The following is a 23420-nucleotide window of genomic DNA, read 5'->3' as shown; positions in this document are numbered from 1 at the left end:
CAATTGATTTAGCTAACAATTATGAAACAGTTTTGTATAACGATAATTCTTTTTACCTGCATGTTAGGCAATACGCTTCTGGCGCAAACTAAAATGGTGAAAGGGACGGTTAAGGGTACCGATAATAAACCCATAAGTGGAGTTTCCATCCGATTAGAATCACCAAAACGAGATCTCGGAAAATCAGGAAGTGATGGTCGATTTGTCATTTCTGTACCTGTAGATGGTGTAATGATTTTTACTTACCAAGGTTATGGAACGGTTAAAACAAAAGTAACAGCCGCAAAGAATGAGTATAACATCGAGATGGACAGTAAGAATCAAGAAATTGATGAAGTCGTAGTCGTTGGTTATCAACAACGTAAACGAGAGACTTTAACAGGATCGGTCGTGACGATTAGTGGTAAAGAGATCCAAGATATACCTGCAGGAAACTTTGTTGATCTCTTACAAGGAAAAGTAGCCGGTATGAATATCCAGAATAATACGGGTAGCCCGGGTATGCGCGGAACAATAGCTGTCCGTGGTATTTCCAACTTCAACGTATCGGGAAGTGGAGATAATGCTTTTTTAACACCCACATCACCTTTATTTGTTATTGATGGAGTCCCTATTGACGACAACTCAGGTTACGAATATGGATTTGAGTCTGCAGGACCTGGTGTATCGCCAATTTCGATGATCCCACCAGAGGACGTAGAAGATATTACAGTATTAAAAGATGCACAAGCAACAGCATTATACGGTTCTCGAGGAGCATATGGTGTTATCTTAGTAAGAACAAAGCGAGGAAACTCAAAAGTTCCGATCGTACAGTATCAAGGTCAATTCTTTTTAAGTTCAGTTCCTACATTAAGAAAAGTAATTGGTGGACGTGACGAACGAATGCTGCGAGTTGAGCAAATTTTGCGAAATGATACCACATTGGCAAGAGCATTTCAACGAATCAACGATTCGCCGATGCTGGCAGATAGTCTAAATCCGTATTATAACAATTCCACGGATTGGCAGTCGTATTTCTATAGAAATACCTATAATCAAACTCACAATGTTAATATTTCAGGAGGTGAGCGTGTGTTCAACTATAAAGTGAATATGAACTACTATGATGAGAATGGTATTATTGCCAATACGGGTTTTAAGCGATACACTGTTCAATCCAATATGCAGTACGAACCCAATGATCGTTTCCGGATGATGGCCAATGTAAATGCCAATGTTGCAGAAAATCAAATGGGTAGTGGTAATGCGATGATGCAGACAGGAGTAGGTAAATCCGTAAATACAACCTCACTTTATCCAGCCCCGTCCCTGTTCTCGGGAAGTATGGGAGCATTATCAGCGTTGAGTGTTGATGATCAAAATAAAACTGGAAATTACGTTGCACAAGTAGAGTTGCAATATGAACCAATAAGGGGGTTGAGAGCAAGCTCAACATTCAATTATAACTATACAACTTCTACCAAAGATCGTTACACTCCAGAGTTGTTATTGGGCAATAGTTCCGAAGTGTATGGCTATTACGATAATAAAAGCAAAGTATATAACCGAAACTTGCTTTCTTGGGTCAAAGCCATTAAGGAAAAGCATGTGATCAATCTTTATGGTTTCACGGAGATGGAGATCTCTCAATCCTCAGCCGATCTCAATATAATCCGTGGTACAGCAAATGATCAATTCCAAACAGGTATTAGTTATGATACCCGCAGAACCTTAGGTGGTTTGTTAAACAATTTATCAAATTACCGTTCTGTTGCATATGCCGGTAATGCATCTTACAACTATGATTCTAAATACATCATCGATTTAACGTACCGCTTAGATGGTACTTCGGTAACAGGTGGTAAATCTCCTTGGTCGTCTAATCCTTCCTTAGGATTCCGTTGGAACTTCAAAAAGGAAAAATTCATGGACAAATTTGATTGGTGGGATACTGGTTTTTTCCGTGGTTCCGTAGGTCGTACGATCTCTCCAACAGGTACTTTGTCAGATCTGTATGGATGGTATAAAATTGATGACGGTCGCTATAACAATAGACCAACTACTTCTTTAGATTTGACAAATGCCCCTAATACGGAACTTGTACCTCAAACAACGACACAATGGTCTATCGGTACTGAGCTCGGATTTTTTAACAGCGCTTTGTATGTGGTATATGAAACCTATTATAAGCAGTCAGACAAAATTTTACGTAAGAAACCGATTGCCAATCACAATGCCTTTGGGAATGTATTGACTAATGAGTCTGCAATGGTCAATATGGGACATGAATTAACGATTAATTTTAGACCACGTCTACAAAACAGAGAATGGGAATTATCGGGTACTGCCACTTTTGCGATGAACAAAGATTATATGGCATCATTACCAGATGGAGCTCGTCAGTTGTTAGAGGCAGATGGCTCAGGATATAATCTTCCGACTTATTATAGATTAGGAAGAAATTCACAAACTTTCGTATTGTACGATTACAAAGGAGTTTACAAATCGGATGATGAGGTACCTGTCAATCCGCTCACCGGATTGCGCTATCGTGCAGGCGGAGAGTTTGCCGATGGGAAATTTTTCCGTGCAGGAGATCCAATCTTTACGGATCTAAATGGAGATTATATCTTAGATGATAACGATTTAGTGTATGTTGGTAATTCACAGCCTAAGATGACAGGAGGTTTAAGCCTATTTGTTCGTCACAAAGGTTGGTCATTACGTACCCAGTTTTCTTACACCTTAGATCGCGATATCCTGAATACAGCCCTAGCAGATCGATTCCGTAATTATTCAAATCCAACAGGAATCTATGCTAATCCAAACGATCAGCCAGGAGCTTATGTGCCATTAGATGCCTATAACGTTTGGCGTGAATTGGGAGACAATGCTGATTATCCTAATGTATCAGACTTTACTCGCTTATCCTTATATAATCCATACCGTTATAACTCAACGATGTTTTTAGAAGATGGATCTTACATTAAGTTTAACTCAGCAACGTTAGGATACAATTTTGATCGCAAGTGGATACAACGATTTGGTATTAGTTCCGCTCGTCTCAATTTTACGGCAAACAATATTTACACATTCAGTCATTATTCAGGACCAGATCCAGAGATTGTAACAGGTGTGGGTCGAGATGGGTCAAACGGTTATCCAAGTAAAAGAACTTATTCATTGGGTATTAACGTACAGTTCTAAAATGAAAATGATCATGAAAAGAAAGTTTATTTATACAATTTTATTAGGAGCTAGTTTAGTACTGGGCTCATGTGGTAAAGATTTTTTGAATATTACACAAATTGATAAGTTGACCGGTAATAATTATTGGACTTCTGAAAATGATGTGGAACAATATATGGGAGGGATCTATTCGACATTCAGAGAAGCCACCATGTCCAATATTTTTTTCCCTGCAAGTGGAGACCTACGTTGCGCACCGATCAATAGAACAAGTGCCACAAATAATTCAGGTAGAGATTATTTGGTTTATTTAAGGCAGAATAACCTCAATAGTATTTTTGCTCGTGAGGGAGACTTCAGTTACTTTGGATTTCCAAGAATCTCCAAATGGAACGACTTCTATAAGATGGTTCAAAATGCCAATATCATATGTTACCAATTGGATAACAAGGATATGCCATTTTTATCCGAAGAAAAAAAGAAAGCTTATAAAGCTGAAGCTGTTTTTCTTCGTTCTTTAGCCTATTTTTTTTATGGTACGCCTGTTTGGAGATGTGCCTTATTATACCGATGTGAATACGGATCCATTACCGAGAACCAATATGATTACGGTATTGAAAAATCTATCCGCAGATTTAGATGCTAATTATAAAAATTTACCCTGGACCTATGATGATCCATCAGTGGTTGCGGTAAAAGCAATGCGTGGCAGTGCACTGGCTCTAAATATGCACATCAATATGTGGATTGCGGGATTTGCGAATGAAGACAAAGCACCATATTATGAAAAAGTTGAACTGATGGGTAAAGAATTGATGGAGCAAAATGATGGAGCTTATCAATTACTCAGTTTAGCAAAAACTAAAGAAATCTTTAAAGGTCGGACCAAGGAAGGTTTGTTTGAGATCGTACAAAACTTCAATTACGGAGAAAGCTTTTCTTTAGCAGCATCATTCTCCGATTATGTGCTTCGCGCTCCAAATAAGGTAACGACAAACTCCTATATCTATTATGATCCTAAATTTATGGAACAACTTTATCCATCAATCGGAGGAGATTTACGTAAAACTTATTGGTTTGATGACCATATTTATGCTACCGATGGTAAGTTTCAATGTTTAAAATTCCTAAATGTGTTTATGGAAGAGGGAGAAGATAATAATCCCGATGATAACCAGATGATCTTCCGTTATTCAGATCCAATTTTACTTCGTGCAGAAGCATTAGCAGAATTAAATAGAGATGGCGAGGCGAGAGATGTAGTCAATGTTATTCGTAACCGTGCAGAGGCAGCCATTATAACAGAAAGTGGAGATGATCTGAAAGATGCGATATGGTGGGAAAGAGCACGAGAATTATTTGGAGAAGGTAATTTTTTCTATGACCTAGTAAGAACCAAGAAAGTGATCAATTCTAAGTACACCTCCGCACCAATGTCTGTAGGAGCTTTTAATTCGGGAGGTTGGACATGGCCAATAGATAAATCGGCTTTGAACAATAATCCTTATATGCGTTTAAATAATTATTGGAATTAAGCAAGTAGCGATATGAAGAATTTGATGAAAATCAGCTTTATGATGCTGATAACCAGTGTGATTTTGTTTTCTTGTAAAAAGGAAGATTATATTGATACCGGAATACACAACCCTAAGTTTAATGGTACTATCTGGCAATATTTAGAATCAAGACCCGAACTTTTTGATACACTTATGGTCGCACTCAAAATAGCGAAGTTAGATGAGGTAATCAAAAATGAGGAAGTTACTTTTTTTGCACCACCTGATGTATCTATTTTAAAATCGGTATGGACACTTAATGAGAGTTTGTTTCGGATGGGACAAGATACAATAACAAGCCTAGATCAGGTCCGTCCCGAAGTTTGGCGTAAGTTTTTGTCGCGGTATATTATTAAAGGAAAATACCTTGCTAAAGATTTTAATCAAATGGACACGTTGAATTTGGCTACATTTCCAGGTGGGGTATACAAAAACTTTGAAAATACCGATATGAACATTGGCGTATTATACAATGATATTAAAACAACCTCCAATACAGGAACTCAAATTATTAAGTATGCAGGATACAGACAGCTGTACTTAAACTTTCCTTATTCGGTGGTCATTCCAGAAGATATTAAGGATTATTTTATTCCGTTTTTAACCGCTCCTGTCGCAACTTCAGATATACAGCCGACAAATGGAGTATTGCATGTATTGCAGTTTTCAAAACATGCTTTTGGATTTCAAACCTATCTTTTTGCCAATGAAGCATTCACTTTAGGCATTTTACCAAAACAACCATAAAGCTGAATAATTATGAAAATTAAATTATATAAATCTTTTTATCTGTTGTTCGCATTGGCTTCCATTGCTTTTACAGCATGTAATAAAGACATTGTAACAGGGGAAGATCCGTATGCCGGAGGCAAGGGATCTTTAGGCATCGGATTTATCAAAAATTATCCAAACCCTAGTTTCGCCAAACCGGGAGAATTAGTCGATTTTTATGTAAAAGGATTAAAACCCTTTATTGGTAAAATTGATTTTTTTGTCAATAATACAAAAGTAGAAGTCGTGACCGCACAAGATTCATTGGTTACGATAAAGGTGCCGATGGAAATATCTTCCGGGGATGCCAAAATTGTCGTTGATGGACAAGTTTTTTATGGACCTCGATTGGAGATTGACGGCAACGCAAGTCTCGATGCAAATTATGAAATGATCAATGGATTTAGAGGATCTGTTTCAGATATTTTACCCAATGCAGGTGGGTTTATTGTAACAGGATTCTTTAACAATTTTGAAAACCAGGCCGTAGAAACCGGTAATAATCGTGTTTATAGAAGAGGAATCCATTTTATTGATGCATCTGGAAAAACATCAACTTCGATGAGCTTTGGTAGAGGAATTGGTTCTTCAGGAGGGGTTAATTCAATTGCGAAGTTGAGCTCTGGTAGTTTCATTATTGGCGGTAATTTTTCAACGTTCAATAATAAACAAGTTTACGGTATTGCAAAACTATATAGCAATGGTCAATTAGATTCTACAGTTGTTGATGTCATCAATACGACAAACAATCCTAAAAATTCTTTAGATACCGTTTCGAGTTTTAATGCCGGATTGTTCGGTGGATCTGTATTACGTGTATTTTCCGTAAAAGATGATAAGGTGATGGTGGTTGGCAATTTTGATCGATATTTTAAGATCGATTATGATTATTCATCACGTGAAAACAGACGTACTATTGTTACAGATGCTAAACATGTTATTCGTTTACGTGCAGATGGATCTTTAGATTCAACCTATATGATCAAAAATGCAGGAGCCAATGGGATGATCATGGATGCGACTATGATTGATCAAGAAAGAATCGTCGTCATCGGAACATTTAGCTCTTACAATGGTAAGCCAGCACCAGGAATTGTGTGTTTAAATGCAGATGGATCTGTCGATCCTTCCTTTAATTTATCTGGAACCATTACACGATTGATAAGTGTTACCTACAATGCGGCGCAGAAAAAGATTGCTCTTGCTGGAATATTTAATGGATTGGGCGGTAATGCCAATATAAAAGGAGTGGCATTGCTAAATACAGATGGTTCTGTAGATAAACAATTTGTATTGGGAGAGGTCGGAACCGGTATTGCAAGTTACGCACAGGTTTTAAACAATGGTCGTGTGGTTGTTGATGGTTCTTTTACCAGCTATAATAATATTGGCAGAACAAACATGTTGATTCTGGAAAAAGATGGATCATTATTACAGAAGTTCAATGCACAAGCACCATTTTCAGGTTCAATATCAAAGATCGTAGAAACAAGATCATCAACAGGCGAACCCGCATTATTGATTGGGGGCAGTATATTTCAATATGGTGCGAAAACCGTCGGAAATTTTTTCCGATTGGAAGTTAAAGAATAATCCTTTATGAAACTAAATATGAAAAAGTCTTTTAATTTATATAATAAAATTGCTGTTGGGATAGTGACACTCGTACTATTTGGTGCCTGCAATAAGGATTTTCCAAATTTGTTGCAAAATTTCAATGAAGCTAAAGATAGTCCTGAAATACGTGATAAAGTATTGTTAGTGATCGTCGATGGATTATCAGGACCTGCAGTGCAAGATATTGAACCAGCTAATTTAACCACATATACAAGAAATGGATTAGTGACTTATGGTAGCTTAGCAGATCCCACAACAGATTTTGAAGTCACCAATACTTCAGTGGCAGCAACACTATTAACAGGTGTCAATAGTGTCAAAAATAAAGTAAATACTGATGATCTATCTGTTTTGAATACCGCAGAATACCCAACAATTTTTAGTCAGCTAAAAAATATAGGGACAGGAAGAAAATCTACTTTTTTTACAACATCTGATAACTATGCAAATTATTTGGGTAAAGATGCAGTTGTTGCAAAAGGAGCAGATGATAAAACCGTTATTGCTAGTGCAGTAAAAAATCTAAGTACAGACTCTGCTGATTTTAATGTTGTTCATTTAGCACAAGTAGAGCAAGTTGGCCGTCAATATGGTTTTGGAAAAACAGTTCCTCAGTATGTAGATGCAGTAACAGAGGTGGACAAGCAAGTAAAAGAATTGGTTGAAAGTATAAAAGCACGTCAGTCCTATAGTCATGAAAACTGGTTAGTAGTAGTCACCTCTGGAAAGGGCGCTACATCCACGGATCCGGTTACAGATTTCACAGCCTTTGGAGATGCCAAAAGAGATACATATACATTAATGTATTCACCTAAGTTCTCTCGTAAGATCTTACCGAGACCAAGCGCTAAAGATATACCATTTGCAGGAAATGCCACAAGATTTAATTATGCAGCTAATAATCAAGCTACGAGTAAACTTAGTGATGTGACGAAGTTTAATATGGGGACGGGTTCAGATTGGACCATTACGTTGTTTTTAAAGTTTAATAATGCGAATGCAACGTATTATTATCCTTCTTTCTTATCCAAAAGAGCTGCGGGTTTTAGTGGAGCTGGTTGGAACATGTTTTTAGAAGCAGGATACTGGGGTATTAACAGTTCGATTGCAGGACAGGCATTTGGTCCTAATATTAATGATGGCGAGTGGCATGCATTGACTACAGTCATTAAACGTAGTGGTAGTCAAGATTCAGTATATGTGTTTACAGACGGCACAAAGGCTTCAGTAACGAATTCTCAAGTATCAGCTAATTCAAATAATCTGGATAATAATGCTCCTTTTACTATAGGTTACCTAGCAGGTGATTCGGGTAATCCTGATATTTCCATTTGTAATCTTCAGATCTACAACAGAGCATTTACTTTTGATGAGATAAAACAGTATGGGGGTGTCACACATATCGATGAGAAATATCCTTTCTGGAATAATTTGCAAGGATATTGGCCTGGATATGATGATGTAAATACAACTCTATTAACTGAAAAAACAGGTAAAGGGGCTGGTAATTTTGTTCTTAAAGGATCTACATCTTGGGTGAGTTTTAATGAGCTAGTGCCATTTTTCCAACCACCAATTAGTGATTCATTCTTTCGTCAAGTACCCAACGCAGTCGATGTACCATTTATGATATACCAATGGTTAGGAGTTACCGTTCAAAGCTCTTGGAACCTGGATGGAAAAAGTTGGAGTCCTAACTATACACAAATCAGAAACTAATCCTAGAATAAAACCAATATGAAAATTCGATATATAACACTTGGAGCTTTTTGTGCGATCATGGCACTGGCTTCTTCCTGTGGCAAATACGGCTTTGATTTTGAAGATGGTTATCAGAAAGGAGACTCCACAGAGAGTCCCATTCTGACCGATACAACCATGGGAAAAGCAGATAAAAGTCTCTATCATCGTGCTAGAATTTACCCAGGGCTAGTAGGAGATAATGTAAACCGAATAAAAGATACAACGCTATCCATGTTGATGGATCGTGAATATGTCAGTCCATTTCAATATAAAGTAAGTTATACACCACCTCCCATCTACAGTACAGGTTTATATGCTCCTGCTGGAGAAGTAGTTCGTATTACTGTTCCGCAAGGAGTGATCGGGATGACGGTACAAGTAGGTGTTCATACCGACAATATTACAGGTAAAGATGCACCTCGTCGTGACAATATTATATACACAAGAAGAGAACTTTTTCCAGGCAATAATTATGTGATGAATCTCTATGGAGGAACCATTTGGATTATCAATCAGAATACAAGTTCGACACCCGTAAATCTAAAATTTGCAGGTGTAGTCAAAGCCAATGATTTTGTGCTGGATAGAGACAATGTGAATCAGTGGAAAAAAGATGTTCTTGCCAACGATGTCCCTTGGATGGATCTAATTGGCGAACGTACAGCTTTCTCCGTACCTCGTTCATTGATTCTTAAATTTATACAATCAGGTCGAGCAGATCATATTGATGAAGCATTACGTTTATGGGACAAATCTTATGAACAAGATTATTACAATTGGATGGGGCTTTCACCAACAGGAAGTGATAAGAAAAACCGTTATCCAACACTATGGGAACGCGGAGTGATGGATATTCATCCATCAGCAGGTTATGCACATAGTGGTAATCCATGGATTATGCAGGAAGATGAATATTGGTTAGATGAATTGACTAATCCAGTAACCATAAAAAAAGGGACATCTTGGGGAAGTTATCATGAAGTTGGACATAATTATCAAGCTGGAAATTCTTGGAGCTGGACAGATTTAGGAGAAACGACAAATAACATTTTTATTTTTAATGCTGCACGCAATCGTGGAGAGACCAACCGCATTGATTTTCACCCAGCATTGAAAACAGCCATTCCAAATGCATTAGCCTATGCAAAATCTACTGGAGGAAAAAACTTCTCTAGTTTTCCTGCAGGTTTTGGTATCAATGAGGATAATGCAGCTTTCGCTCGTATTACACCTTTCTTACAAATATTTGATAAAGTAAAAGGTAAAAATGGAGAATCAGGATGGGATTTTTTCCCATTCATTTACAGTAAAGCGAGAAACGAAAACTTTACAACTGCATTAGAACAGGCTAAAAGAGATTATTTCTATCGTCAATTATGTGAATTTTCAGCAGTCGATTATATTCGCTTCTTTATTTCATGGGGTATTCCAGTGAGTGCATCTGCAAAAAGAGAAATGCGCAATAAATATGCCCCCATGACAACAGCCATTTGGGAATATAATCCTTTAACATTTTCTGGAGGCAATGCGCCATTAGCTCCTAAATATTATTTACCTGGAGGCACCTTCGAATTTACATCTAATGTCGCTACAGCTACAGGAGAAAGTACAGGTAAATTCTCGGCCATGACAGACGGTAATCCTGCTACGTATTGGCATACCTGTTACTCCGGATGTAGTGTCCCAACCAATTTACCAGTTGAAGTCCTCATCAACATGAAAGAAGTAAATGCTTTCAAAGGCGTCTATATTCAAAATAGACAAGGAAATACATACCAACCAAAAGTGAAAGTGCTGGTTAGTCGCGACAATAAAAACTGGACTGAAATGGGTACCTACACTCTGGCACAAGCGTCTGAAACCGCAGCTCAAAGAAATGTTTTACGAGAATTTACTTTTAGTGAAGTCGTAGAAGCGCAATATGTCAAGTTTGTTTTTCCGGATAAAAATCTTGGGGGAGAGAATCATGTCGCTTTAGCTGAACTTGGAGTATTTTATGATATTTAATCAATCGTTATGAAAAGAAATTTTAACCGAATAAAAACCGTGATCTGTGCATTAGGAATCTTAATGTTATGGAGCAGTTGTACAAAATATGAAAATCCTCCTGCTATTTATGAAGAATATGATCAAGAAGGGGTGCAGCAGATAAAACGAAAGGTTTTGTTTATTTCTGTCGATGGAGCAGTAGGTCAGGAGATTAAGAAAATAATGCCAACCAATATTGCGGCATTATTGAAAACAAGTAAATATACATTTGATGCAATAGCTAATGACAATACGAAAGATGCAGCATCGTGGATGTCGATGATGAGTGGTGTCACTTATGATATGCATCAAATTGAGGATGATTCCTATATTCCAAAACCAGATGAGAACCATCCTCATGAAAATGTTGCCGGTTATCCGTCCATGCTATATCGAATAGGAACTATTTCACCTACGACAAAAAGTTATGTTGTGGCTAGAGATGCATCATTAACAAATAAATTGTTAGTAAGTGCAGATGAGACTTACGAAAACAAATCAGATGAAGAGGTGAAATCGAAAATGATCGATCTATTGGAAAAGAAAAATCCAGATGTAGCAATTGTTCAATTTAAAGGTGTATTAGAGGCCGGTTTAGCCTCTGAATTCTCTGCTAACTCTTCAGCTTATACAGATGCAATTAAAAAAGTAGATGGCTATATTGGTGAGATTGTCACAGCTTTAAAGGCTCGTAAACACTATAAAAGTGAAGAATGGTTGTTAATATTAACCAGTAATCATGGTGGAATAGATCAATCATATGGAGGTAGTTCTTTTCAAGAAAGAAATACATTTGCCATTTTTCAAAATGATAGCTTTAAGCAATTAGAATTAAAAACAGAATTGATGAAATCAATACGTTTTTTCGGATTTTATGATGCTGGTCAAACAAGTTATGCATATTATGGTCCAAATGCTTTTAGAGGAAGAAATAATCCAGTATTAGCAGATGAATCTATGTATGATGTTGGTAAGACAGGTGAATTGACTGTAGATGCCAAAATCAAGATGAATGCAACAAATGGAGTATTTAATTATGCTTTAAACACACCATTTTTAGGAAAGAATGCAGCCCGAACGGGTCAAACTTCTGGTTGGACTTTTTATAAAGCAGGTAATAACGTAACCTTCTTTATGGCAGATGGTGCTGCATCTATGGAAACAAGTATGGGACCAGTCTCTTCTTCAGGTGAATGGGCACACCTTACTGCAGTAATATCAAAAGTAAACAATGTGCCTACTGCTGTACTCTATGTAAATGGATTAAAAACTGGGCAGGTTAGTAATGCGAATATTAATCTTAAGAATGTTGTCACTGCCACAGGATTGACTTTTGGGTATTATCCTTATATTTTCTCAGGACTCCCGAATGATATGCAAATATGCGACGTGCATATTTACAACAAAGCGATGGATGAGGAAACCATTAAGAAAAATGCGAACCGTATAGGTATTCCAGATGCAGAATTGTCAAATCCTAACTTGATAGGTTATTGGCCTATGGATGGGTTGGTTAATGATAAGTTTGTGAATAAGGTAAATGGTAACCCTTCAATCGCTGCTCAAGGGACATCTAGACTAATTCTCTCAGGAAACAACTTACCATATGTAGATGAAAATGCAACGCTAATACAGCCACAAGACTATTTTACTCAAATATTCTATTGGCTGGAATTACAGACACAGAAAGAATGGAATCTTCAAGGTCAAGTATTTTTGAATAAGTATGAGGTCGAATTTTTAAAGCCATAAATTTTAATCCGTCATGATGAAAATAAAAAATAAATTGACAATCCGTCACTTCATACTCTTAGGAGGAATGATGTTGGCTATACACGGATGTAAAGAAGAGGAATTGGTTTTTCCAAAAAATGCAAATACGGAGGTTGAAGTCTCTGAAAATAGACCGACAGCAAGACCAACAAATTTGACTTTTGTCTCAGCATTTAATCAATCTATTGAGATTTATTGGCCAGATCTTAGTGATCGCGTAGTTAAAGCGCAAATCACTTATAATGAGGGTGTTGAGTTGAAGAAAATAGAAGTTGTTAAGTTTGATCAAGCGACTATTTTACAGTTGGACCAAATGAAGGAATACCTTATTAATTTGCAATATTTTACTTCTGAGGGAACAGCGTCTAAAATTACGATGGTAAGCCTAACCCCCAGACCATTTGAAGCAGATTATAAGATTTCCAATGTAAACGTTCAACCTATACCGGGTGGTGTAACTTTTATATTTCCAACTACTTCAACTAGGGAGATTCATGGTACTATTAGTTATAGCTTTAATGGTAAAAATTATAATCAGGAAATCAAAGGAAATGTCCAAGATACTGTAATAGTACATGGTTTAACCGACGAAACAAAGCCTATAGACTTTTCTATTAATTTCAAAGATGATAAATGGAATAGAAATATTAAAGGTGATAAACAAATCGCTCCAGGACTCATGATCTACAAATTGATTTTACCCACCTTATTAGCCTATGTGGATGGTAATGACGCAATTCTTACTTGGAAGAATACAACTAGAGATCCTCTCGATATCCAGGTGAACTATCAGTTAAACGGAATCAATAAAATCGTAGACTTAAAGGGGAATACCGATGCAGTTGGTAAACTAAGTTTTGATGTTGGCGGAAAAATAACGATTTTAAACGTTACATTAACTACGGACGGAACGACATCTCCAGTTCAAATTATTCAGGTAAAGCCACTTTCAGAAATTATTAAATCAGGATGGAGTGCTACAGTCTCAGATAACCAGGCTGGTGATGGAGGAGGTGCCGCTGCTCTAATTGATGGTAATATCACTACTTTTTGGCATTCTCAATACTCACCTTCTATATCTTTTCCTCATTGGTTTAAAATAGATTTTGGTAAAGAAGAAATCCTATCAAAGATTGGAATGATAAGAAGAGGGACGAATACAAATGGATTTGTGGAGTACAATTTGGAAACTTCTGTGGATGGTATTAACTTTACCACTATTGGTACTGCCCTAACTTTTGACCCTACTAAAGCTGAATGGCAGGATTATAAACTTCCGAATGTCATTAAAGCAAGATACGTACGTGTTACAATGACTAAAGCTAAAAACGCTGCTGATGCATTTACGCATCTGGGAGAGTTTAGAGCTTTGGGACATTAATTAAAATGACAAACAAAAAAAGGGATTGAATTTATTCAATCCCTTTTTTTGTTTAAAAATACCATTACCTAAATACCTTTCTATAGTAAATAACCTTTCCGCTATTGCTGATGCCCTGTATGGTCAGGCAATAACTATTTGCTTTGCTATTATTGAAAAAGGTGTATTCAGGCGTGCTTTCACCAGCAGAAATCGTAACAAAGGGATTCCAATATAGTGTACTACGCTCGTCATATCCAGATGAAAACTTCTTAGCCACTGTCTCGTACGTAGTGACTGTATATTGTTTGACAGGTAGGTAACCCATTATAGTTTGTTCGTCTATAGCTTTACCAATTTCCTTATTCACTTCACTGGGAGCAGACTGATAAATAAGCACCGCAGGTCTACCTTAAGGAATACTTATTTTTTTATCTTTTGTTAATGTAAATTCTTGTTCAAATAATGTTCGTTTCCCTAATTTTGCATACAACACCACCTGTTGATCAGGTAAATTACCCATGAGCTGAATCGTTGTTTTATCTACCGTAGACTGTATAATCGCTTTAGCTCCCATTTGAGATTCCCGAATCTTATTTTTTCGTTCCTGCTGATCTTCATCCACCCATGAGATTATATATTTAGCTCCACTAACAGGAGTAAATTAGATCTGGGCATATCCAGCGCTGTCCGTTTCAAAGGAAGTGAGCGATTTTCCATCTTCTTGAGTCAGCTTTCCTCTTGCAACAGCAGGATAACCATGCCCATCATGAGATTAGATAATAAGTTGATTTTCCATTTCGGATAATAGGACACCGCCTTCAGGGTAGATCCTGATTTGGTAATCTTGATCAGAAGAAGATTGGGAGGTTGTGGTTAGAGATGCATTAAGGCTGTCACTTTGAAGAACTCCGATCCTTTTAAAATAGGAAGTTTGAAGAGGACAGTTCATCATTCGCGTATAAGCATTTATAAATAATTCTTGCCCTTGGTAAGTAGCAGGAACAACAAAATGACTAGCAGTAATACCTTTCGAAACTAAAGCAACAGATTGTTGATAGGTTTGACCATTTGCTTCTGCAATTTTAATATATAAATTGAGTGTAGTTGACGAGAGAAATCCATTGTCAATGACATAACCCTTAAACTAGATAGTATCACCTGGGAAATAAAAATCTCGATCGGTGTGTATATAAATCGCAGGATTCTGTTGAGCTGTAGTTGTTTTTAAAAGGAATAAAAATAGAAAAAATAGAAGTATACGACGACGCATATTGCAGTTGATATTTAAGTTTATAAAGGTTTCTTAAATATACTGAATTTGGCGTCAATTTATCGAGAAAACGAGATAAAATAACCTCATATTTTAAAAAATAATTACCGTTAAAATTTTAATTTTTTTCAACTAACTATTTTAAAATTAGATTATAAAAAACAGCTTAAAAACAAAAAAAGCTTCGAAATATTTCGAAGCTTTTTAATTTTATTGGATAGAGTCTATTGCGCTAACAATTTGATATCTCTTTCTATTGAAACATTATCTCCCGTGATGGCATTACCATCTTTATCAACTAAAGACAATTTTATTTTCGCATCGCCAAGAGGCAAACCTTTGATTTCGTAAGGACCCCATTTATCCAATGTAAATTGTTTTCCATTTACATCCGCTAGTACCTTGTTTCCATCAGCAGCTAAAGTCGTATTAACTAAGAAAAAATCTAGCAATAATACTTTTGTATCCTCACCTTTATATTCACCTTTTGGACGGCTGTAGAATAGCGAAGGAGCCGTAACTGCAGCGTCCTGCACCACTTTACCATCTTTATCAACCTTAAATTTGACCAACTTAGATGCCTCAGTTGTTTTAATCGACTCATGATAAGAGCGAGATAAGAATGACATCAGATAGTGCTCAGAATTCAATGCTACAGTCACCGTATGTTCAGGTTTATATAGAGCAGCATATGGCTTATTGTCCAAAATAAAGTGAATATGCTGACCATCATGTGAATTAGCCATATGATGATCATGAGCCGTTTGCTCCGTTAGTTTAAAATTACTAACCGTGTATTTTACCATTACTTTTGCCGAATCTGTTCCCACTTTTTCAGAAGTAATTGATGCAACTTTTAGATCTGCTCCAGGGAATGCTTTTGAGTCCGCGACAGGTGTAACTGTAATTTCTGTATGAGCAGTAGTATCATGCGATACAATAGAATCTTGTCCCGTAGTTGTTTTAGTTGCGGTATTTTGACATGAAGCTAGTGTTCCCGTGATAGCTAAAACAGCTACAGCAGACTTTAAGATATTTTTTTTCATAATTATTATGTATTGATCTTACAATAAATATAAACAGTTAAATCATGAAAAAGTTTACAATTATCCAAAAACTAAATCCAAAGCAGCGAAAATATGTTCCTTAGCAGTAGCTAAATCAGCATCCGTATGCGCATGAGAAATAAAGCCAACCTCATAACCTGAAGGACCAAAATAGATACCACGGTTTAATAATTCTCGGTGCATTTTTTTGTAAAAATCCATCGAATTAGGGTCGATTTCACTCGCCTTTAGGATGGCATCTTGATCCGTAAAAGCAAACCAAAAAATAGAAGCTATCGTAAAGATTTTTACTTCATATTTTTTCTCCTCGATGTAGTTACGAATATCCGAAACGAAAGAAGCAGTTGTTGCATTCAGGTTTTTATAAAAATCAGGCTGTGTTAAGATTTTGCATGTTGCTATTCCAGCAGCCATAGCAACAGGATTGCCAGAAAGAGTACCCGCTTGATATACGGCACCATCTGGAGATATACAACTCATCAGTTCCTGAGAGGCACCATAGGCACCTACCGGCATACCACCACCGATAATTTTACCATAAGTGATGATGTCAGGTTTCACCTCATAATAAGCTGCGGCGCCCTCAAAACCCAAACGAAAACCCGTGATAACCTCATCAAAGATGAGTAAAGCCCCATTTTGTTTGGTGATATCCCTTAAATAATGAATATATTCTTTTGTTTGAAGTAAAAGACCATTATTGGCAGGGACTCCCTCAATAATAACAGCAGCAATCTGATCTTTAAATTGTTCAAAAACAGCTGCCAAAGCCTCCTCATCATTTAATGCTATCACAATAGTTTCATCCGCAAATGCTTTAGGTACACCAGCAGAAGAAGTCTCACCAAAAGTAACCAATCCAGATCCAGCCTTTACCAAAAGGGAATCCGAGTGACCATGATAGCAACCTTCAAATTTTACAATTTTATCACGTTTAGTATAACCTCTGGCCAAACGTATTGCCGACATGACAGCTTCCGTTCCCGAACTTACAAAACGAATTTTCTCGATAAATCTATTATTGGAAATAATCAATTCTGCCAATTCATTTTCCAAAGCAGTAGGCGCTCCAAAACTTAAGCCTTTGCTCAACTGTGCCGTTACAGCCTCACGAATTTGATCATTGTTGTGGCCTAGAATAAGAGGACCCCAAGAACAACAAAAATCGATAAACTCATTTTCATCCGCATCCCAGATATGAGCTTTATCTCCTCTTTCAATAAATAAAGGAGTACCATATACAGATTTGAAAGCACGGACAGGAGAATTTACTCCACCAGGAAAATATTGTTTCGCTTTTTCAAAAAGTTGAGCAGACTTTTCTCTAGAAATATCAGCAGTTTTCGTGTGAGCGCTATTTTGTTGTGTCATATTGATTCATTTTTACACTACAAAAGTATCCAATTATTTACTAAAATCTCTCATTTCAGTGTAAGGAATAGCATAATAATAAACACGATATAGGTCATTATAATCCGCTATGCTTATATAACAAATAAAGCCCAAGAGCATTGCACTTGGGCTTTATTTGTTATATCTAAAGTTGCTTATTTAATCCAACCTTTTTCTATTGCTTCTTTGGCATGGTAGGTTAAAATTGCTGTAGCACCTGCACGGCGGAAACTCATTAACGTTTCCAGTATAGCCGTCTCTTGCAGCCAGCCGTTACCGATAGCGGCTTTGATCATCGCATATTCGCCAGAAACATTATAAGCGGCAATGGGTAGATCAAAGTTATCATGCAGTGATTTAATGATATCCAGATAAGGCAAACCAGGTTTTACCATTAAGAAGTCCGCACCTTCTTCGATATCAAGTTGAGCTTCGATCAATGCCTCTCTACTGTTAGCATAGTTCATTTGATAGCTCTTTTTGTCTCCCTTTTTAGGAGCAGAACCCAAGGCATCACGAAATGGACCATAAAATGATGAAGCATATTTTGCCGTATAGGACATCAAGGACACATTTGTAAATCCATTTTCATCCAAGATATTACGGATATAGCCAATGCGGCCATCCATCATGTCAGAGGGAGCAATAATATCTGCACCAGCGTGTGCATGAGCCAAAGCCATTTTTCCTAAAACAACTAATGTTTCGTCATTTAAGATTTCACCATTTTCGACGATACCATCGTGACCGTCCGAACTGTAAGGATCCATCGCAACATCAGTAATCACACAAGCTTCAGGAAAGTTTTTCTTAACCTCTTCAATGGCTTGAAGATATAAAGTACCCTTTCTATAACTTTCAGTGGCGAACTTATCTTTCAAAGACTCCTCAACAGCAGGAAACAGATCAAATGAATTTAATCCCAGTTTCATGCAACTTTCAATTTCACGCAATAAGTTATCAATCGAATAGCGATAGATACCAGGCATAGATGAAATTGCTGTTTTTTGATTTTGCCCTTCTACAATAAAGAGTGGAAAGATTAAATTACCCGTACTTAGACGGTTTTCTTGAATCATATCGCGAATCACAGCAGATTTACGATTTCTTCTCGGACGTTGTAACATGATATATGTATTTAAAGAAGATTGGAAGAACATCAAGTTCTTCCAATCGTATTATGAAGAATAATCTAATCCAAATATAGCCTCCGCCAATCCGATCTCATCGGGTGAGTAAGGAAGTGTATAGGAAAGTCCCATTTCATCAAATATCGCAGCAGTAGAGCGGCCGATACAAATGACTTGTTGTTCAGGTTCAATTAAATTGTCGACAAAATAGGCCTCAGCATTGCTCGGACTTGTAAATATTAAGACCTCAGCGCTTGTAGCATTGACATTGTCCTCAAGTACAGTTTCATACACAGGCATATTGATCACCTTAGTTTCTGGACTAAGCGCTTTCTGAATTGTTTCTAAAGATCCTTTAGCACGAGGAATTAAAACGGTACCACCATTTGCCACTGCAGCAAAATTAGCACCGATTTCCTCCATATTAATCCCGAACTGTTCACCCGAAAAATCAGCTACACGATCAAATTTGCGCAATGTTTCTTCCGAACCACGACCAACAACAGCAATTTTTGTCTTTTTACTTAAGCGAGGTTCTAAGCTAAAAAAATGCTCGATACCATTTTTACTTCCGAAAAAGATCCAATCTACATGCTTTAGGATATATGGATCCAATTTATTGATAATGGGGAATATTTTAATTAAAGAACGTGCATCTGCCTGAATATTATGTTTAGCAAAGAAACGAGATAGATAAGAGTTTTCATCCAAATCGCGACTAATGAAAACCGAACTTGGAAGCTTTCTGTCTTTAGCGTACTTAGAAAATATAATTTCAGGCAATAGTGCAGGGTCATTTCCTTTCACGTAAAAACGATCAGGAAAATCATCACTCGTATCAGCGATGGAAGTCCAAGCTTCGTATGTATCACCAACCTTACGACAATAAGCCCCCAATGGAGCGTGACAACCTGCATCAAAGAGATTTAAAACTTTACGTTCAACCGCAATTGTTCTTTGAACTTCTTCATTATTGATAGGTTGCAATGCCTGAAATAATTCCACATCTAGTTCACGAATTTGAACAGCCAATACACCTTGAGCAGGAGCAGGGACCAATTCTACAGGAGGTATCTCTTCAATATGAAAATCTGAAATATCCATATCAATACGAGAAATACCAGCTTTTGCTAACATGATAGCATCATATTGCTCATCTCTCAATTTCTGCATCCGCGTCTGTAAGTTTCCACGTAGATCAGCAAATTCAAGGTCAGGTCTTATAGCAGAAAGTTGTGCTTTACGTCTGTTAGAAGAAGTGCCAACCGTAGCATTATGTTTTAATGAGAGACGTTTCTTAATGTCAACACAATCTTTATGAATGATTAATAATTCAGCAGGATTTTCGCGATCAGAAACGGCTGCAATAATCAATCCTGGAGGATTGACTGTAGGTAAATCTTTATGAGAGTGAACAGCTAAATCAATAGTTCCCTGAAGTAATTCCTCTTCTAATTCTTTAGTAAAAAAACCTTTACCTTCCAGTTTATCTAAACGAAGATGTTGAATGATATCACCTTGAGTTTTGATGATTTTTAATTCAGATTCTATGCCAATTTCAGCGAGACGATCTTTGATGAAGTTTGCTTGCCATAACGCAAGTGCACTTCCACGAGTACCAATGATAAGTTTTCTATTCACAATCTATATACTTTACCTTATTTTATTAATTAAGATAAGCAAAAATAAATAAATAGTATCGATTAGATGACACGTAACTGTCAGAATAAATCCGAAAGTAATGAAAAAAGAGCCTTAAGAGTAAAGAGAAGTTAATTTACACCATTCTCATTGACCTTGACTAATATCTCTTTAGCCATGACCATGGGAACCTTGATGTATTTTTTTTCCATGTAATTAATAATCTTTTCAAGTACATCACGTGCCTCTGGATCTAAGGCCTGAACCTCAGAAGCAAAAACTTCATTTAATGCAACAGATTTGATTTCTTTAATTTTTTGTGGAACTTGACGCATGGCGACTTCAACACGTCTTTGTTTGATGATCGGTAAAAATTCTTGAATATTATCCGCTATGATTTTTTCAGCATTGGACAATTCACTATAACGATCCTCAATATTTTTATTTGCAATAGCTTGCAGTGAACTTACTTCAATATAATGAACAGCATTTTTAGCCAAAACTTCAGCATCGATATCATTTGGAATAGCGAGATCTATAATGATCTTCTTATCGACTTCTCCATTTAATAAGGATTGATACAAGGTATTGTCAATAATGGCTGTTGTAGCGCCAGTACAAGTAATCAAGATATCAAATCCACCTTTATAGTTGATCAGTTCTGATAATGGGTAAGCTTGCGCATTTAATTCAGTAGCTAATTTTTCAGCATTTTCAACCGTGCGATTGAAAATTACAAAATTGCTGGACTGTTTCTTTTGAAAATACTTCGCTAAATTTTGATTTGTTTCGCCAGAACCAATAATCAAGATCCTTGGATTTTCAACAGATTTTATTTCCTTTAATTTGCGGTACGCCAAAGAAACAACAGAAATAGGGTTTCTTGAAATTTTTGTATGCGTATAAACTTCTTTCGCAGTTTTCACGAGGCGATCCATCAATAAACGAAGAAAATCACCTGTAAAACCAGCTTCTTTACAACGTTCATAAGCGCGACGTACTTGCGCTAGAATTTCTTTTTCACCAACGACTAGGCTTTCTAGTGAACAAGACATACGAAGAAGATGGTTTAAAGCATCCATGCCCTCATATTTGTTAACTTGACCTAAATAGCATTGCAATCTCTCTTGGGGTACACAGAAATTGAGTTTTTCCATAAACTGTGCAATGAATTCATTTGTCAGGTCATGAGCACCATAAAACACAAATTCAACACGATTACAAGTACCAATATAAAAAACCTCAGGAATATCTAAGTTATGTTTTAGATTCATTAGTCTACTCTCTAATTCCTCATTACAAATAACTAGATTACCTAAGTCTTTAAGTTCTACGTGTTTGTGTGTGAATGCTAATACCTTAAGATTCTTCAAAGCAATACCCTCGATTAATTTTAACTCTGCAAATGTAGTTTAAAAGCTTTTGCTATATGTCAAAAATCTGTCAAACAGCTGAATTTAGAACGATTACAAATAGTGTTAAATTAATGTTAAATATCTGATTTTTATTCACTTATAAGGATAGCTCAAAAATTATGTGATGAATATCATATTTAACCTCTGCATATATGCGCAAGATCACACAATAAAAACGGTATAGGCAGCATCAGATTAGAGGTCTGTGTAAGGTATCTTCGCTTTTTTCAGTCGAAATTATCTAAGTAGGATGAAAATACAATGGAATAAATGAGAAGTTGATCTTAGGCTTGACATGATAGCAGGGATAGGCAATGTGATGATGTCTTTAACACATTAATTTTTAGCAAATAAATATTAAAACTGAACGAGCAGATGATTATTTTTGCTGATATTAATTTGTATATTATGATTATCATAAGGAAAAACCTAGCATTATCAGGTTTGATATTGTGTCTTTTAGCAGGAATGCTACCCATGCTGAAAGTCCCTATTAAAGGAAATTGGAATCTCTATCAGACCGATGCCGCCTTGTTTTTTATTACCTATATGCTGATAGGAGTGACGGGTTTGCTTTTTTTTGTAAGGCAGTTAGTAGCGTACAGTTGGATGACACGTGTCTTAGGCATTTGGTACTTGATCAGTATATCCGCAGTATATTTTAAAATCAATAATTACTTCGGATGGGGATTTGCAGATCGTTTACTATCCAAATCTTTGCACATGCGTTGGGGATGGATTGTTTATTTAGTCGGCATTATCCTCTTATTGCTTAGTATTAAGAAGCTCAAGCAAATGGAGGAATAAAAAAATAAGCTTGGAAATTTTCCAAGCTTATTTTTTATTCGGACGATGCGAAATAAAATGAGATTTTAATTTATCTAGACCTAGATCCTCCTCTTCTTTATCAAGTTCGTAGATCCATACTTTTTCACCCAGAATATTGTTGACCTCCTTGGGGTTGGTCAGATCAACCGGGCGAACACGTTGTTCTTTCACAATAGGATTCTGTATGGATTGTAACGTATTGCTGTGCCTGATGATTTGAAAACGAAATGTAGGCCATTTACCAACAGTAGCAAAATTTCCAGAATAAAATTGGACAGAATCATGTTTGCTAACCTTCTCGGCAAATATGCCCTTAGCTTTATTGATATTCGTATCGGTAATACTCACCAACAGTTCGTAAGATGTTTCATTGATGATGTGCAGTTTCGCTAAACCATCTTTGTGATCACCGGAGATAGCCAATAGTATACCCTTTTCAATAAATTTTGAGGGAACTTCCTCTGCATGCTCAGCAAGTTCGTCATCATCACGACGCATGTTGCCATGTACCAATGTCAATTTACTTGCCAGTACAGGTATTTCAAACCCCGTATCATCTGTTACACCAATCAGGTCATTGGATTGAAAGGATGTAATATGACCTTCAATTGGTTCATCTACAAACCGGACTAAATCTCCTATTTTGAAACCCATG

The 23420-nt window shown here is 36.7% G+C and carries 18 protein-coding genes; 10 read left to right on the top strand and 8 right to left on the bottom strand.

The features are described from left to right. Positions 1-21 precede the first annotated feature (21 nt). Genes MUB18_RS02660 through MUB18_RS02620 form a run of 9 tightly spaced genes read left to right on the top strand, consistent with a single transcriptional unit; the run spans position 22 to position 14040 of the window. Positions 22-3189 carry a SusC/RagA family TonB-linked outer membrane protein gene (locus MUB18_RS02660; protein WP_248754901.1) on the top strand — a complete coding sequence of 1056 codons (3168 nt, stop codon included), beginning with the start codon at positions 22-24 and terminating at the stop codon, positions 3187-3189. 13 nt (positions 3190-3202) lie between these two features. Further along, positions 3203-3817, top strand: a complete 615-nt coding sequence (locus tag MUB18_RS02655) for a hypothetical protein (protein ID WP_248754900.1) — start codon at positions 3203-3205, stop codon at positions 3815-3817. Beyond that, positions 3705-4706 carry a RagB/SusD family nutrient uptake outer membrane protein gene (locus tag MUB18_RS02650; RefSeq protein ID WP_248754899.1) on the top strand — a complete coding sequence of 334 codons (1002 nt, stop codon included), beginning with the start codon at positions 3705-3707 and terminating at the stop codon, positions 4704-4706. Before MUB18_RS02655 ends, MUB18_RS02650 begins: the two co-directional genes overlap by 113 nt. A gap of 39 nt (positions 4707-4745) precedes the next feature. Further along, positions 4746-5474, top strand: coding sequence for a fasciclin domain-containing protein (locus MUB18_RS02645; RefSeq protein WP_248754898.1), 729 nt, complete (start codon positions 4746-4748; stop codon positions 5472-5474). 12 nt (positions 5475-5486) lie between these two features. Then, positions 5487-7091 carry a DUF5008 domain-containing protein gene (locus MUB18_RS02640; protein ID WP_248754897.1) on the top strand — a complete coding sequence of 535 codons (1605 nt, stop codon included), beginning with the start codon at positions 5487-5489 and terminating at the stop codon, positions 7089-7091. Positions 7092-7109: 18 nt separating this feature from the next. Beyond that, positions 7110-8834, top strand: a complete 1725-nt coding sequence (locus tag MUB18_RS02635; protein WP_248754896.1) for a DUF4983 domain-containing protein — start codon at positions 7110-7112, stop codon at positions 8832-8834. Positions 8835-8852: 18 nt separating this feature from the next. Next, positions 8853-10865 (top strand): M60 family metallopeptidase, encoded by a 2013-nt coding sequence (locus MUB18_RS02630; RefSeq protein WP_248754895.1) that lies wholly within the window; start codon positions 8853-8855, stop codon positions 10863-10865. A gap of 9 nt (positions 10866-10874) precedes the next feature. Continuing rightward, a complete protein-coding gene (locus MUB18_RS02625) occupies positions 10875-12638 on the top strand; it encodes an alkaline phosphatase family protein (protein ID WP_248754894.1) in 1764 nt (587 codons plus the stop codon). 13 nt (positions 12639-12651) lie between these two features. Then, positions 12652-14040 carry a discoidin domain-containing protein gene (locus tag MUB18_RS02620; protein WP_248754893.1) on the top strand — a complete coding sequence of 463 codons (1389 nt, stop codon included), beginning with the start codon at positions 12652-12654 and terminating at the stop codon, positions 14038-14040. A 64-nt stretch (positions 14041-14104) separates the two neighbouring features. Here MUB18_RS02620 and MUB18_RS02615 read toward each other — a convergent pair whose 3' ends face one another. The 7 genes from MUB18_RS02615 to hemA all read right to left on the bottom strand — a co-directional run bounded on the left by MUB18_RS02615 (position 14105) and on the right by hemA (position 21895). After that, positions 14105-14419: a hypothetical protein gene (locus tag MUB18_RS02615; protein ID WP_248754892.1), complete on the bottom strand. Its 315-nt coding sequence runs from the start codon at positions 14417-14419 to the stop codon at positions 14105-14107. 12 nt (positions 14420-14431) lie between these two features. Then, positions 14432-14644 (bottom strand): hypothetical protein, encoded by a 213-nt coding sequence (locus tag MUB18_RS02610; protein ID WP_248754891.1) that lies wholly within the window; start codon positions 14642-14644, stop codon positions 14432-14434. Positions 14645-15516: 872 nt separating this feature from the next. Next, positions 15517-16338 carry a hypothetical protein gene (locus tag MUB18_RS02605; protein WP_045754937.1) on the bottom strand — a complete coding sequence of 274 codons (822 nt, stop codon included), beginning with the start codon at positions 16336-16338 and terminating at the stop codon, positions 15517-15519. Between the two features lie 60 nt (positions 16339-16398). Then, positions 16399-17730 (bottom strand): glutamate-1-semialdehyde 2,1-aminomutase, encoded by a 1332-nt coding sequence (gene hemL / locus MUB18_RS02600; RefSeq protein WP_248754890.1) that lies wholly within the window; start codon positions 17728-17730, stop codon positions 16399-16401. 176 nt (positions 17731-17906) lie between these two features. Further along, positions 17907-18878 (bottom strand): porphobilinogen synthase, encoded by a 972-nt coding sequence (hemB, locus tag MUB18_RS02595; RefSeq protein WP_248754889.1) that lies wholly within the window; start codon positions 18876-18878, stop codon positions 17907-17909. Positions 18879-18929: 51 nt separating this feature from the next. After that, positions 18930-20522, bottom strand: a complete 1593-nt coding sequence (gene hemC / locus MUB18_RS02590; RefSeq protein WP_248754888.1) for a hydroxymethylbilane synthase — start codon at positions 20520-20522, stop codon at positions 18930-18932. 131 nt (positions 20523-20653) lie between these two features. Further along, positions 20654-21895, bottom strand: coding sequence for a glutamyl-tRNA reductase (hemA, locus tag MUB18_RS02585; protein WP_045754933.1), 1242 nt, complete (start codon positions 21893-21895; stop codon positions 20654-20656). A gap of 450 nt (positions 21896-22345) precedes the next feature. Here hemA and MUB18_RS02580 point away from each other — a divergent pair, with 450 nt between their 5' ends. Further along, complete coding sequence (locus MUB18_RS02580) at positions 22346-22744, top strand: hypothetical protein (protein ID WP_045755671.1); 399 nt, start codon at positions 22346-22348, stop codon at positions 22742-22744. 27 nt (positions 22745-22771) lie between these two features. Here the strand turns inward: MUB18_RS02580 and MUB18_RS02575 are convergent, their stop codons facing one another. Then, positions 22772-23419, bottom strand: a complete 648-nt coding sequence (locus MUB18_RS02575; RefSeq protein ID WP_248754887.1) for a hypothetical protein — start codon at positions 23417-23419, stop codon at positions 22772-22774. Position 23420: the final 1 nt, after the last annotated feature.

The sequence above is a fragment of the Sphingobacterium sp. PCS056 genome, assembly GCF_023273895.1.
Taxonomy (GTDB): Bacteria; Bacteroidota; Bacteroidia; order Sphingobacteriales; family Sphingobacteriaceae; genus Sphingobacterium.
The sequence above is the reverse complement of the archived record's forward strand: the minus strand, read 5'-3'. Positions and strand labels throughout refer to the sequence as shown.

What these genes read in the sequence shown, in the direction of transcription:
- MUB18_RS02660 (WP_248754901.1), top strand. Translation starts at nt 22, where the DNA reads ATGAAACAGTTTTGTATAACGATAATTCTTTTTACCTGCATGTTAGGC.
- MUB18_RS02655 (WP_248754900.1), top strand. Translation starts at nt 3,203, where the DNA reads ATGAAAAGAAAGTTTATTTATACAATTTTATTAGGAGCTAGTTTAGTA.
- MUB18_RS02650 (WP_248754899.1), top strand. Translation starts at nt 3,705, where the DNA reads ATGGTACGCCTGTTTGGAGATGTGCCTTATTATACCGATGTGAATACG.
- MUB18_RS02645 (WP_248754898.1), top strand. Translation starts at nt 4,746, where the DNA reads ATGATGCTGATAACCAGTGTGATTTTGTTTTCTTGTAAAAAGGAAGAT.
- MUB18_RS02640 (WP_248754897.1), top strand. Translation starts at nt 5,487, where the DNA reads ATGAAAATTAAATTATATAAATCTTTTTATCTGTTGTTCGCATTGGCT.
- MUB18_RS02635 (WP_248754896.1), top strand. Translation starts at nt 7,110, where the DNA reads ATGAAAAAGTCTTTTAATTTATATAATAAAATTGCTGTTGGGATAGTG.
- MUB18_RS02630 (WP_248754895.1), top strand. Translation starts at nt 8,853, where the DNA reads ATGAAAATTCGATATATAACACTTGGAGCTTTTTGTGCGATCATGGCA.
- MUB18_RS02625 (WP_248754894.1), top strand. Translation starts at nt 10,875, where the DNA reads ATGAAAAGAAATTTTAACCGAATAAAAACCGTGATCTGTGCATTAGGA.
- MUB18_RS02620 (WP_248754893.1), top strand. Translation starts at nt 12,652, where the DNA reads ATGATGAAAATAAAAAATAAATTGACAATCCGTCACTTCATACTCTTA.
- MUB18_RS02605 (WP_045754937.1), bottom strand. Translation starts at nt 16,338, where the DNA reads ATGAAAAAAAATATCTTAAAGTCTGCTGTAGCTGTTTTAGCTATCACG.
- hemL (WP_248754890.1), bottom strand. Translation starts at nt 17,730, where the DNA reads ATGACACAACAAAATAGCGCTCACACGAAAACTGCTGATATTTCTAGA.
- hemB (WP_248754889.1), bottom strand. Translation starts at nt 18,878, where the DNA reads ATGTTACAACGTCCGAGAAGAAATCGTAAATCTGCTGTGATTCGCGAT.
- MUB18_RS02580 (WP_045755671.1), top strand. Translation starts at nt 22,346, where the DNA reads ATGATTATCATAAGGAAAAACCTAGCATTATCAGGTTTGATATTGTGT.
- MUB18_RS02575 (WP_248754887.1), bottom strand. Translation starts at nt 23,419, where the DNA reads ATGGGTTTCAAAATAGGAGATTTAGTCCGGTTTGTAGATGAACCAATT.